11 protein-coding genes are annotated in these 12501 nt (G+C 58.6%); 7 read left to right on the plus strand and 4 right to left on the minus strand.

The annotated features are described in order from the left end of the window. Positions 1-12 precede the first annotated feature (12 nt). From H4J77_RS11045 to H4J77_RS11060, 4 genes are read left to right on the plus strand one after another with little or no spacing between them, the layout of a single operon-like run. Positions 13-1149, plus strand: a complete 1137-nt coding sequence (locus tag H4J77_RS11045) for a thiolase family protein (protein ID WP_182248409.1) — start codon at positions 13-15, stop codon at positions 1147-1149. Between the two features lie 46 nt (positions 1150-1195). Continuing rightward, complete coding sequence (locus H4J77_RS11050) at positions 1196-2308, plus strand: efflux RND transporter periplasmic adaptor subunit (RefSeq protein WP_182248410.1); 1113 nt, start codon at positions 1196-1198, stop codon at positions 2306-2308. 2 nt (positions 2309-2310) lie between these two features. After that, entirely contained in the window at positions 2311-5400 is a 3090-nt protein-coding gene (locus H4J77_RS11055; protein ID WP_182248411.1) for an efflux RND transporter permease subunit, read from the plus strand. Positions 5401-5460: 60 nt separating this feature from the next. After that, positions 5461-6030 (plus strand): TetR/AcrR family transcriptional regulator, encoded by a 570-nt coding sequence (locus H4J77_RS11060; RefSeq protein ID WP_182248413.1) that lies wholly within the window; start codon positions 5461-5463, stop codon positions 6028-6030. Positions 6031-6097: 67 nt separating this feature from the next. Here H4J77_RS11060 and H4J77_RS11065 read toward each other — a convergent pair whose 3' ends face one another. Next, entirely contained in the window at positions 6098-6892 is a 795-nt protein-coding gene (locus tag H4J77_RS11065; protein WP_182248415.1) for an SDR family oxidoreductase, read from the minus strand. Between the two features lie 179 nt (positions 6893-7071). Continuing rightward, complete coding sequence (gene wrbA, locus H4J77_RS11070) at positions 7072-7671, minus strand: NAD(P)H:quinone oxidoreductase (RefSeq protein WP_182248417.1); 600 nt, start codon at positions 7669-7671, stop codon at positions 7072-7074. Positions 7672-7938: 267 nt separating this feature from the next. Here wrbA and H4J77_RS11075 point away from each other — a divergent pair, with 267 nt between their 5' ends. Further along, positions 7939-8679 (plus strand): SDR family oxidoreductase, encoded by a 741-nt coding sequence (locus H4J77_RS11075; RefSeq protein ID WP_182248419.1) that lies wholly within the window; start codon positions 7939-7941, stop codon positions 8677-8679. Between the two features lie 18 nt (positions 8680-8697). Here the strand turns inward: H4J77_RS11075 and H4J77_RS11080 are convergent, their stop codons facing one another. Next, positions 8698-8916, minus strand: coding sequence for a DUF3820 family protein (locus H4J77_RS11080; protein ID WP_182248421.1), 219 nt, complete (start codon positions 8914-8916; stop codon positions 8698-8700). Positions 8917-9096: 180 nt separating this feature from the next. Between H4J77_RS11080 and H4J77_RS11085 the strand changes: the two genes are divergently transcribed. Continuing rightward, the gene (locus H4J77_RS11085; protein ID WP_182248423.1) at positions 9097-9465 is read left to right on the plus strand and encodes a glutaredoxin; all 369 of its coding nucleotides are present in this window, start codon (positions 9097-9099) and stop codon (positions 9463-9465) included. 15 nt (positions 9466-9480) lie between these two features. Here H4J77_RS11085 and norR read toward each other — a convergent pair whose 3' ends face one another. Then, the gene (gene norR / locus H4J77_RS11090; RefSeq protein ID WP_182248425.1) at positions 9481-11022 is read right to left on the minus strand and encodes a nitric oxide reductase transcriptional regulator NorR; all 1542 of its coding nucleotides are present in this window, start codon (positions 11020-11022) and stop codon (positions 9481-9483) included. A gap of 145 nt (positions 11023-11167) precedes the next feature. Here norR and hmpA point away from each other — a divergent pair, with 145 nt between their 5' ends. Further along, complete coding sequence (gene hmpA, locus H4J77_RS11095) at positions 11168-12346, plus strand: NO-inducible flavohemoprotein (RefSeq protein ID WP_182248427.1); 1179 nt, start codon at positions 11168-11170, stop codon at positions 12344-12346. Positions 12347-12501: the final 155 nt, after the last annotated feature.

The following is a 12501-nucleotide window of genomic DNA, read 5'->3' on the forward strand; positions in this document are numbered from 1 at the left end:
AGGATCGACGCCATGAAATCTATTGTCATTGCCGGTTACGCCCGTTCTCCTTTCCAGTTCGCCCGTAAGGGCAGTTTGATTAACCTGCGCCCGGATGACCTTGCTGCGCAGGTACTCGCCGGACTGGTCTCACGCCTGGACCTTAACCCGGCACTGCTGGAAGACGTGATTATGGGCTGCGCCTATCCCGAAGCCGAACAGGGCGCCAATATTGCGCGCATCGCCAGCTTTCGCGCTGGCTTCCCGGAAACCCTTGGCGGCGTCACGGTTAACCGCTTCTGTGGCTCCTCCATGACGGCCATTCATTTTGCCGCCGGGCAGATTATGCTGGGCGCAGGTGAGGCCTTCATTGCTGCGGGGGTGGAGTCCATGACGCGTGTGCCGATGGGCGGCTTCAACCCCTCCGCCAACCCGGAGCTGTTGCAGAGCTACCCCGAGGTCTACATGGCCATGGGGCATACCGCAGAAGAGGTAGCGCGGCGTTTTGCTGTCAGCCGTGAAGAACAGGATGAGTTCGCCGTGTTATCCCATGCAAAAGCTGCCAAGGCGCGCGCGGCGGGTTTGCTGGCAGAGGAGATAATCCCGGTGCATACGCCCGATGGCGTAGTGACAGAGGATGGTTGTATCCGCCCCGGCACCAATCTGGAATCGCTGGCGCAGCTCAAGCCAGCCTTTGGCGGCCTGGTCACTGCCGGCACGGCATCACCGCTTACCGACGGCAGCGCAGCGGTGCTGGTGTGCACTGAAGCGTTTGCCCGCCAGCACGGACTGCCTATGCTGGCGCGTATAAAAGCCGTCGCTGTGGGCGGCTGTGCGCCGGAAATTATGGGCATGGGGCCGGTAGAGGCAACGCGTAAAGTGCTTGATCGCGCGGGGCTGAGCATCAATGATGTCGACCTGATGGAAATAAATGAAGCGTTCTCCAGCCAATCCATTGCCTGTCTGCGTGAGTTGGATATGCCGCTGGAGCGCGTCAATCTGGATGGCGGTGCGCTGGCGTTGGGTCATCCCTTGGGGGCTACCGGCGCGCGTATTACCGGTAAGGCCGCTGCACTATTGCAGCGCACCGGCGGGCGCTATGCGATTGCCACGCAATGTATTGCCGGTGGTCAGGGTGTTGCCACTCTGCTCGAAGCCGTAGGCGAATAATTAAAATAATGTCGGGCCCTCGGGGCCCCGCTAGGGAGAGTTCAGGATGTCTGCAGGAAAAACCCTGTTGCTGACGTGTTTACTGCTTGCGGTGGTCGCTTGCAAAAAAGAAGATCAAGCCGGCGCTGCGACTGTCGATACCGCGCCACCGCGTATGGTACTAGCCACTGAAGTACACCCTGCCGCTAGCCGCGGCGCTACCTTTACCGGCGTGGTGGCCGCGCGTACCGAGAGTGAACTGGGTTTTCGCGTGGCGGGCAAGGTCATTGAGCGGCGAGTTGATCCGGGAGAGCGGGTCAGCGAGGGCGATGTTCTGCTGGTGCTGGATGTAGACGACTTTGAGCTGGCACTGCGTGCAGCCAATAATCGGGTGCGTTCGGCCCAGGCAACGCTGCAGCAGGCCCGCGATGACGAAAAGCGTTATAGCGAACTGGTTGAGAGCGGCGCAATCCCGCGCCAGGCTTTTGATGAAGCCGTCACTGCGCTGCGGGTCGCGCAAGCCAATATGGCATCGGCACGGGCCGATGCGGCGCAGATAGAGAATCAGCGTGGCTACTCTACGCTGACCGCCGGCGCTGATGGTGTTATCACTGATGTGATGGTTGATAGCGGGCAGGTGGTTGCCGCCGGACAGGTCGTGGCCAAATTGGCGCACAGCGGCGCGCGTGAGGCGGTTATCAATATCCCGGAAACTCAGCGCCACCTTGCCGATCATACGGCGGCAGCGCAGTTGTTTGGCGATCCCGATACGGTCATTCCAGCAAAACTGCGAGAGCTATCTGCGTCAGCTGATCCGGTTACTCGCACCTATCGTGCCCGTTACGTGCTGGAAGACGGTGAAACGCCCCTGGCGATTGGTGCAACCATCAGTATTCATCTGGACGACACTGCCGCAAACGCCTTAACGCGTGTGCCTTTGGGTGCGCTTTATGACCGTGGTGCGGGCACTGGAGTCTGGGTCATTAATGATGAATCACAGGTGAACTTTACGCCCGTGAAGGTGGCCAGCCTTGGTCAGGAATACGCCTTGCTATCCGAGGGGCTTAGCGAGGGTCAGCGCATTGTCGCCTTGGGTGCGCACCTGCTGCATGAAGGGGATGCCGTGCGACTGTTGCCGGCTGCGTCCTGGGCAGCCGATTCTGCAGCAAGGGAACGATGAGCATGGGGGGCTTCAATTTATCCGCTATGGCGGTACGTAATCCGGCTGTGACGTTATTTCTGCTGATCGCGATTTTGCTCTCGGGGCTCTTTGCCTTCGACAAGCTGGGCCGTGCCGAGGACCCTTCCTTTACGGTCAAGGTAATGACCATCACAGCAGCCTGGCCTGGTGCAACCGCACGTGAAATGCAGGAGCAGGTTGCCGATCGGCTGGAAAAACGTCTGCAGGAGCTGGCTTATTACGACCGGGTAGAAACCACCGCGCAGCCAGGCTTTGTGGCGATGAAACTGCAGTTTCTCAACTCCACCCCCCCAGCTATGGTGCCGGAGCTGTTTTATCAGGCGCGCAAGAAACTGGGCGACGAGGCAGCCAATTTGCCCAGCGGCGTCGCAGGGCCCTTTTTCAACGACGAATACAATGACGTTTACTTTGCGCTCTATGCCCTAGAGGCCAGCGATTTGCCGCATCGTCAGCTAGTGCAATTGGCGGAGCAAATGCGCCAGAGTTTCCTGAGTCTGCCGGGCGTGAAGAAGGCCAATATTCTGGGTGAGCAGTCGCAGCGTATTTTTGTTGAGTTTTCCTATCAGCGCCTGGCTACTCTGGGGCTGACTCCTGATCAGATCTTTTCCGCGCTGGCGCGGCAAAATGCTGTATCGCCGTCCGGCTCGGTCGAGACCGCGGGCCCGCGTACCTATATTCGACTCGATGGCGCTTTTGACAGTATTGAACAGATTGAAAACGTACCCGTGGTCGCCAATGGCCGGGTACTGCGCATGGCCGATGTTGCGAAGGTAAAGCAGGGTTACGAAGATCCGCCCAGCTACCGCATTCGCCATCAGGGCGAGCCGGCGCTGATGCTCGGCGTGGTGATGGAAAAACATTTCAACGGGCTGGAGTTGGACGAGTCGCTGCAGGCCGAAGAACAGCGCTGGGCTGAACAGCTGCCGCTCGGCATCCAGTTTACCAAGGTGTCGGATCAGGCCAGCAAGATCAGTAGCGCGGTGAATGAGTTTATGCTCAAGTTCTTCGTCGCGCTGGGTGTGGTCATGTTGATCAGTCTGCTGGCGCTCGGCTTCCGCGTTGGCCTGGTGGTTGTGGCGGCGGTACCGCTGACATTGGCAATGGTCTTCGTCATCATGATGATGACCGGCCGCGAGTTCGATCGCATCACGCTGGGCGCCTTGATTCTCTCGTTGGGCCTGCTGGTGGATGATGCCATCATTGCCATCGAGATGATGGTGGTGAAGTTGGAAGAAGGCATGGATCGCATCTCCGCCGCGACCTTTGCCTGGTCCTCCACGGCGGCACCTATGCTGACCGGTACGCTGGTCACCATCATCGGCTTTCTACCGGTCGGTTTTGCCAAATCCGGCGCTGGCGAATATGCCGGTAATATCTTCTGGATCGTAGGTTTTGCGCTTATTTCGTCCTGGCTGGTAGCTGTGGTATTCACGCCCTATCTGGGGGTGAAAATGCTGCCCAATATCAAGCCAGTCAGCGGCGGGCACGATGCGATCTACGCCGGTCCCTACTATTCAAAGCTGCGCTCGGTTGTTGAAGGCTGCATTCGCTGGCGCTGGTCGGTGACCGGCGTTGTCGTGTTGGCCTTTGTTGGCTGCGTGTTGGCGATGGGGGTAGTGAATAAGCAGTTTTTCCCCAACTCAGATCGCTCGGAGGTCATGTTGGAGGTCTATATGCCGCCTGGCACCGCCTTCAAAAATACCGAAGCGGTGGTTCATCAGTTGGAGCAGGCGCTGCTGCAGGAGCCAGAAACCGACCTGGTGGACTCCTATGTAGGCGGCGGTCCGCCGCGCTTCTTCCTGTCGTTGAACCCGGAGCTGCCGGACCCGGCCTTCGCCAAGATTGTGGTGCAAACGGCCGACGCCGATACGCGTGATGCCCTAATGGCAGCCATGCGCAAGCGAGTCGATGCTGGCGAGTTTCCGGGCGCACGGGTACGCGTGACTCAGCTGGTATTCGGCCCGCCCGTCCCTTTCCCGGTCGTCTTCCGCGTCAGTGGTCCTGAACTGGGGCCGTTGCGCGAGCTTGCCGAGCAGGTTCGTGAGCGGGTGGAGGCTAATGCCATGACCCGCGATACCTTTATCGATTGGGGCGAAAAGGCCAGCAGCTACCGACTGCAACTTGATCAAGATCGTTTGCGTTTGCTGGGCTTTACCCCCGCACAGGTCAAGACCCAGCTTAACGCTCTGCTGTCGGGTAATCCGATAACCGAGGTACGCGAAGGTAATCGTACGGTGTCGGTCGTGGTCCGGGCTATCAATGCGCAACGCGAGGATCTGCAAAACATCGAGAACCTGACAGTCACCAATGACGCCGGGCGTTCGATTCCGCTGCAACAGGTAGGGCGCTTTGTGCCAGTGATGGAAGATCCGATTCTGCGCCGTCGTGATCGTGAGCCGACCTTTGAGGTGCGGGCTGATATCGTGGCCGGCGTGCAGCCACCCGATGCCGAGATGGCAGCCTATGCCGACCTGGAAGAGCTGGTTGCCGGGTTGCCGCCGGGCTATCGAATCACCATAGGCGGCCCGGTAGAAGAAAGCGCGATTGCCAATAAGGCGTTGGCAGTGCTGTTCCCGGTGATGATTTTGCTGATGCTGGTAGTGATCATGTTCCAGGTGCGCTCATTCGGGGTGATGTTCATGGTCTTCGCTACCGCGCCTCTGGGGCTGGTGGGCGCGGTACCGGCACTGCTGATCTTCAATCAGCCGTTTGGCTTTAATGCGATTCTGGCGTTGATCGGCATTGGTGGGATTCTGATGCGCAACACCCTGATCTTCACCGACCAGATTCGCCAGAATCAGGACCATGGCATGTCTACGCACGAGGCCGTTGTCGAGGCAACGGTGCGCCGCGCACGCCCCGTGGTGCTGACGGCGTTGGCGGCCGCGCTGGCGTTCATCCCGCTCACGCTCTCGGTATTCTGGTCTTCATTGGCCTTTGTACTGATTGGCGGTGTGCTGATGGGTACTCTGCTTACGCTACTGTTTTTACCAGCGCTATGCAGTCTGGTGCTTGGCGCACGTAGCCAGGCGAAGCAGCAGCCAGCAGCCGCGACCAGTGGTCAAGTCTGAGGCTGCGTTCAGCCTGGCATGGGTATAGAATGACGGTCTGAATTTAAAGCGGGGAGTGTTATGCGTTATTCAGAAGATCACAAAGCCAAGACGCACCAGATGATTCTGGACGAGGCGGCGCGGCGGTTTCGTGCCGATGGCGTGGGCGCTACCGGGCTACAGCCGCTGATGAAGTCGTTGGGGCTAACGCATGGCGGCTTTTACGCGCACTTCAAGTCCAAGGATGATCTGGTTGAGCAGTCGCTACAGCATGCTGCAATGCAGCTAAAAGCGTCCCTGTCCTTGAAGACCGGCCCCGATGCACCCTTGTCGCAGCTCATCACCACTTACCTGTCGCCAGAGCACCGGGCCAATCCCGGTCAGGGCTGCCCCTTACCGACGGTGTCTGCCGAGCTGGGTCAGAAAGGGCAACCGAGCGCCACTACCGATCAGCTGATCCTGGATCGGCTGGCCAACATCACTGACAAGCTGTCGGGCGAGGACGCTGCGCAAGAGAGTGTGATGGTGCTATCGGCGATGGTCGGTGCCCTGATGCTGTCACGCAGCGTAACCGACCCTGCCCTGTCGGATGAGTTGCTCAATTGCGCGCGTGAGCAGTTGATCAAACTGGTGGATGCCCCGGCGGACTGATTCGCTGCCGGCCGGCCAGTCTGTCCTAGACAGCCCCAGTCGTTACCGCGGCCGGGGCTGTTGCGTTTCAGGCATAGCGAGCGGCGGGTTGCTTGTGCGACAGGTTGGGTGCCAATTGCATGCGTGCCTGCAGCAGGTTTTGCCAGTCGGCACTGTCGGGCAACGAGGGAATGGTCACCAGCTCCCCCTCATCAAATCCGCGTAGCGCCGCATCAACCATATCGCCCGCTTCCATGATCATGTGGTCGAATGACGAGTCCAGCGTCATTCCGCTGCGCTGCCATATCTCCGTTCGCGTCATGCCTGGCAATACTGCCTGTACCCTGACGCCCCGGTCGCCAATCTCGGCGTGCAGACTTTGCGTCAAGCTAAGTACATAGGCTTTGCTGGCAGCATAAACCGCATTGAACCTCTCTGGCAGCAGAGACGTCACGGAACCGAGATTGATAATGCCGCCTCGGCCAGCAATGCTGAAATTCACGGCCGCAGCGCTCGACAGCAGCGTGAGTGCCAGCACATTCAATTGCAGCAGGGCGGCAATGCTGTGTCGGTCGGACTCTGCCATCGAACCACTGAGCGCGACGCCGGCGTTATTCACTAGCAGGCTGATCTGGTGATCACGGCGCAGGCGCTGGGCTACTCGCTCTATCTCGATTGCTTCGCTTAAATCAGCGATCAGCACCTCAGCCGTCACGCCAAAACGCTCCTGCAGCCGTTGCGACGAGCGTTGCAGTCGCTGCTCATCGCGGGCTACCAGCAGCAGATTGTAGCCGCGTTCGGCGAGACGCTCCGCGTAGGTGGCGCCGATACCGGAAGACGCCCCGGTAACCAATGCGGTGCCCATGTTATTCGCTGTACTCATTTCAGGTGCTCCAGGAGAAAGGTCAACACGCTTTTGAATTACGGTTGTAATACTAGTTATATGTTGATTGTAATTCAATAGAGCTGGCGGGACTCCCGCTTGTTTTGAGTGTGACTGTTTGCAGGGAGGAATTGAGGCGGAGGATGTGGCGCCGACCCTGCGGTCGGCCCCACGGTCGATCAGGAGGTCAGCTTGAGCACGGTTTCTGCGACGTACTTGCCCTGATAGCGGGCAATCGTCTTTTCACGCTCGTCGGGCTGGCGTGAGCCGTCACCGCCAGCAATGGTGGTCGCGCCGTAAGGCGTGCCGCCGGCGCTTTGAGTGATATCGAACAGTTCTTCGGTGCCATAGCCGATTGGCAGCAGAATCATGCCGTGGTGAGCTAGCGTGGTCCAAGTGGAGGTAATGGTCATCTCCTGCCCACCGCCCGTGCCGGTGGAAGCAAATACACTAGCGACCTTGCCGTGCAGTGCGCCCTTGGCCCACAAGGCACCCGTCTGATCGAGGAAAGTGCGCATCTGCCCGCTCATGTTGCCAAAGCGGGTAGGCACCCCAAAGATGATGCCATCGTAATCGCCCAGTTCGGTCGGGCTGGCTACGTCGGCGGCTTGATCGGTCTTGCCGCCAGCGGCCTTGAAGGCTTCATCCGGCATGGTTTCCGGCACTCGCTTGATGGTGACGCTAACGCCGTCCACCTGCTTGGCACCTTCGGCTACCACCTGCGCCATGGTTTCAACGTGGCCGTACATGGAATGATAAAGTACCAGCAATTTCGCCATTGTCGTGACTCCCGGAGTTAAGTGAATAGCTACTGTAATGCCGTGGTTGCTGCCGCAAGGTAAATGCGCACGGCTTCATAGGAACTACCAGCATAGAGCATAAGGTCTGGACGTAGGTTCCCTAAAGTCTTCGGCCAAGCAGGTCAGCAGGACTTTTTGGTTGGCCAGCAAGCCGGAGTTTCCGCGCATGTCTATGCAGCTTTGTGTATTTGACTCAGCCCCCCCGACGCGCATGCTAAGGACTGGTTCTCAGCTGGAGGTAAGCACATGTCGAATGAAACTCAAAAAGTTGCGTTGGTCACCGGAGCTTCTCGTGGCATTGGCGCCGAGATTGCGCGGCGTTTGGCGGCAGATGGTTTCGCTGTGGCGATCAATTACGCTAACAGTGCTGCAGAAGCGGAAAAACTGGTCGCTGAGTTACGCGCCGGTGGCGCCCGCGTGACGGCTATCCCGGCTGACGTGGCGCAACCCGAGCAGGTGCGTGAGCTTTTTGTGCAGTGCGAACAGCAGCTGGGTTCGTTAGACGTGCTGGTTAACAATGCTGGCATCATGCAAACCATGCCATTGGTCGATACCCCAGACGAGGTGTTCGAGCGTACTTTTGCGGTGAACGTGCAGGGCGTCTTTGGTTGCCTGCGCGAAGCTACCAAGCGGATGAATGATGGCGGGCGCATCATCAGTCTGTCGAGCTCGGCCCTGGCTTTGAAGATGCCGGGTTATGCGGTTTATAACGCCAGTAAGGCCGCAGTTGAGGCGATGACGCAGGTATTGGCCAAGGAGCTGCGCGGTCGACAGATTACGGTTAACGCGGTCGCGCCAGGGCCAGTGGAAACCGAGCTGTTTCTGGATGGCAAAACCGTAGAGATGGTGCAGCGCCTGGCGCACATGTCGCCTTTGGAGCGGCTGGGGCAACCCGACGATATCGCTGCTGTGGTGTCTTTTCTTGCTAGTGCACAGGGCGGCTGGGTGAACGGCCAGGTTCTTCGCGCTAATGGCGGCATTGCCTGACCGGCAATCGGCCTGCGTTCAGCTGCGCGGCTTGCGCAGTGGGTCGAGCAGCGCGCTGAGGCCGTTGTGATCAATTTCTTGCATGAGTTGCAGCAGTCGGCCGACTTCGCTATTGGGAAAGCCCTCACGGGCAAACCAGTTGAGGTAATGCCCGGGTAGGTCGGCGAACAGGCGTCCTTTGTATTTGCCGTAGGGCATCTCGCGGCTGACCAGCAGGAGCAGGTCTTCAGGTTTCATAGGTATGCCTCTGCAGTTGTCAGGGTTGCGGCCATTATGCCGCAGCAAAGCGGACTGAATCGAACGGAAATCGTCCTTGTATGGCGCGCTCGTCAGCTCGACGGGCTTGTGTGCGCCGAATCCGGTAAGCTGCGCGCCTGTTTGTTTCCAACTGTGCACTTGATGAGAGAGTCTTTATTCATGCTGTTGAAAGCCCTCCGCGTTGGCCTTGGCCAGCTAATTATTTTTCTGAGTTTCATCACCCGCCCAAGCAAGATGAAGCGTGATGCAGAGGCGCAAGCCAAAGTAGATCAGGCCGCTGCGCAACTGAGCCTGTATCAGTTCAATGCCTGTCCGTTCTGCGTGAAGACCCGTCGCACGCTGCGTCGCTTGAATCTGCCGATTGCCCTGCGTGATGCCAAACACAACCCGGAAGCACGTCAGGCGCTGCTGGAACAGGGCGGCAAGATTCAGGTGCCCTGTCTACGCATTGATGAGGGTGAGCAGACCACTTGGCTGTATGAATCAAAGGCGATCAACAGCTATCTGGAACAACGCTTCGCCGCTTGACCTGCTATACTTTTGTTAGACCCCTAGGCGTTTACGCAGGCGCGTGAAGTTACCGCGGTCTAGCCCCAGTGCCTGTGCTGCCTGTGCCTGGTTGTTTTGATGCTGCGCTAACGCGGCTTCAATGCGGCTGCGCTGGAATTGCTCAGTAGCTTGACGCAGGTTGAGCCCAGCGGTGCCGGGCTGCTCGTGATCAGCCGTTGTGATCATGGGGGCTGATGGTGCCGCGCTGATATCCAGCATATCGGCGCTGAGAGTCAGCAGTTTGCGACTGTCATCCTGAGTGAGACGGGCGCGCAGCACCGCGCGGCTGATTAGGTGCTCTAGTTCGCGCACGTTGCCCGGCCAGTCGTAGCTGAGTAGCGCCTCCCGCGCATCAGCGCTTAAGCGCAAGCCGCGCAGGCCCATGCGCCGCCGATTCTGCTCAAGAAAGTGACCCGCCAACAGCAATACGTCCTTGCCGCGTGTCCGCAAGCTGGGCGCCTCGATGGGATACACACTCAGGCGGTGATAAAGGTCGGCGCGAAAATGCCCGGCCGCGACTTCCTTGTGCAGGTCGCGATTGGTCGCGGCGATGATGCGCACGTCCACCTGATGCTGCGCATCACTGCCCACCCGCTGTATTTCACCGCTCTGCAGCGCGCGTAGCAACTTGGGTTGCAGGGCTAGCGGTAGTTCACCGATCTCGTCGAGAAACAGAGTGCCGCCGTTGGCCAGTTCAAACTTGCCCGCACGTTTTTGTGCCGCGCCCGAGAAAGCACCGCGTACATGGCCGAACAATTCACTTTCCACTAAATTATCCGGTAGTGCTGCGCAGTTAACATAAACCAGTGGTGAGTCACTGCGCGCCGAGCTAGCGTGCAGGCGCCGGGCTATCAGCTCCTTGCCCACACCGGTTTCGCCGGTGATAAGCACCGCCAAATCGGATTGCGCGACCATGTCGATCTCGCCGCGCAGACGTTGCATGGCCGCGCTCTGGCCGATTAACTCCTGCTGGCCAAGGTCGGCTACTACCGCCTGAGCCATTTGCTGATGCCGTTCGGCGCGGTCCTGCAGGCGGCTGATCAGGTTAGCGATTTTTACCGTGGCCTCGGTCAGACGGGCAAAGGCGCGCAGATCCTGCGGGTCGATACGGTCAAAGGCACCGGGCTGCATGGCGTCGAGTGTCAGTACACCCCAAGGGGCATCATCGACATACAGCGACAGGCCCAGGCAGTCGTGGACGTGTAGCTCGCCCGGGCGCTCCTGCACCAGGCCGTCGTAAGGGTCAGGCAGGGGCGAGTCGGCATGGAAGCGCACCGGCTCACGGCTGAGCAGAATTTTCGCTAACCGAGGCTGCGCTTCCACCTCGAAGCGGCGACCCAGCGTGTCGGTACTAAGCCCATCAATGGCCAGCGGCACCAGTACTGAGCCGCGCAGCTGTAACAGCGCAGTTGCATCGCAGGGAAATACTTGCCGTAACCCCTGCAGTAGATTTTGCAGTCGCTGCTGGGGCGGTAGCTCGCGCGATAGGTCGGTGGTGATGGCAAGAAACACGTCAGCGGTGTTTGGTGTTGTCATAAAGACACCATGTAGTCATAAAGACAGCGGTATTGCTGTTGTCATTATGACTCATTCTGAGCTGAAGGCCAGTAAAAACGCTGGTTTCTGGCTTGGCACGCGCTGTGCTCTGTATTTGAGTAAGCAAATGCCATGAGGAATCACCATGCTCTCGCAACACAGCAAAGACATCATTGCCGCTACCCTGCCCGCGGTCAAAATCCACGCTACTGATATTACCGGCGTCTTCTACCCGTTGATGTTCGAGCGTTATCCGCAAGTGAAGGCCTACTTCAATCAGGCGCATCAGCAACAGGGTACGCAGCGTCAGGCGCTGGCGAATGCCGTCGTTGCTTACGCCAGCAACCTGGATCGCCTGGAAGTGCTCGGCGACGCGGTCTCTTTGATTGTCCAAAAACACGTGTCGCTGGGCATTCAGCCGGAACATTATCCGATTGTCGGCGAGTGTCTGCTGGCGGCCATCCGGGAGGTGCTCGGTGAGGCGGCGAGCGACGAGGTGCTGGCCGCTTGGGGCGAAGCTTACGGTCAGCTGGCCGATCTGTTGATTGGCGCTGAAGAGCAAAACTACCAGTTGAACGCGCAAATGCCCGGTGGATGGCGCGGCGAGCGTAGTTTTACCCTGCAGCGCAAGGTACGTGAGAGCGAGGTGATTACGTCTTTTTATCTGGTGGCCAGTGACGGCGGCGCGCTACCCGAGTTCAAACCGGGGCAGTATGTTTGCTTGATCCTGCAGATTGATGGGCAGACCGTACGCCGCAACTATTCACTGTCGGATTGCCCCGGCCAGCAGCACCTGCGCATCAGCGTAAAGCGCGAAACCGGCGGTGTGGTTTCACCTCATCTGCACGACCAGCTGAATGAAGGCGATGAGCTGTTGTTGACCGCGCCAAGTGGCGATTTCGTGCTGAACGACAACACGCGTCCGCTGGTGCTGTTGAGTGGCGGAGTGGGCATTACGCCGACCTTAAGTATGCTCAAACCGGCATTGGACAGCGGTCGTGAAGTGCACTTTCTGCATGCCGCGCTGAACAGCGAACACCACGCATTCCGCGCTCAAGTTCAGGCGCTGAAGCAGCAGTACAGCAACCTTAAAGTGAGCTACGCCTACAGCAACCCGCTGCCGCAGGACGCGGACCAGGCACACGGTTTTTTTGATGCCGCCAAGCTGGACCAGCTGTTGCCGGCGGAGCGTGATCTGGATGTGTACTTCCTTGGCCCTAAGCCCTTTATGCGTAACTGTTATCAAGTGCTGCCGGCTCTGGGAGTGCCTGCGGCCAACCTGCGCTATGAGTTCTTCGGACCGTTGGAAGACATGAGCGCCTGACCTACACACCATGCGCTATGGATTTACGCAGGCGGGCAATCTCGTCTGCATTCTTTAATTTAAAAATATCTTATCTAAATTCAATTATTATTGATTTGTTGTTACTTAAATTTGTCGGCAGACTAGCGCGGCCTTGAGTTCTGCCCGATAAATTT

This window comes from Pseudomonas sp. 5Ae-yellow, from assembly GCF_014077575.1.
Taxonomy (GTDB): domain Bacteria; phylum Pseudomonadota; class Gammaproteobacteria; order Pseudomonadales; family Pseudomonadaceae; genus Halopseudomonas; species Halopseudomonas neustonica.

Coding starts and splice junctions, on each gene's coding strand:
- H4J77_RS11045 (WP_182248409.1), top strand. CDS start 13: ATGAAATCTATTGTCATTGCCGGTTACGCCCGTTCTCCTTTCCAGTTC.
- H4J77_RS11050 (WP_182248410.1), top strand. CDS start 1,196: ATGTCTGCAGGAAAAACCCTGTTGCTGACGTGTTTACTGCTTGCGGTG.
- H4J77_RS11055 (WP_182248411.1), top strand. CDS start 2,311: ATGGGGGGCTTCAATTTATCCGCTATGGCGGTACGTAATCCGGCTGTG.
- H4J77_RS11060 (WP_182248413.1), top strand. CDS start 5,461: ATGCGTTATTCAGAAGATCACAAAGCCAAGACGCACCAGATGATTCTG.
- H4J77_RS11065 (WP_182248415.1), bottom strand. CDS start 6,892: ATGAGTACAGCGAATAACATGGGCACCGCATTGGTTACCGGGGCGTCT.
- wrbA (WP_182248417.1), bottom strand. CDS start 7,671: ATGGCGAAATTGCTGGTACTTTATCATTCCATGTACGGCCACGTTGAA.
- H4J77_RS11075 (WP_182248419.1), top strand. CDS start 7,939: ATGTCGAATGAAACTCAAAAAGTTGCGTTGGTCACCGGAGCTTCTCGT.
- H4J77_RS11080 (WP_182248421.1), bottom strand. CDS start 8,916: ATGAAACCTGAAGACCTGCTCCTGCTGGTCAGCCGCGAGATGCCCTAC.
- H4J77_RS11085 (WP_182248423.1), top strand. CDS start 9,097: ATGCTGTTGAAAGCCCTCCGCGTTGGCCTTGGCCAGCTAATTATTTTT.
- norR (WP_182248425.1), bottom strand. CDS start 11,022: ATGACAACACCAAACACCGCTGACGTGTTTCTTGCCATCACCACCGAC.
- hmpA (WP_182248427.1), top strand. CDS start 11,168: ATGCTCTCGCAACACAGCAAAGACATCATTGCCGCTACCCTGCCCGCG.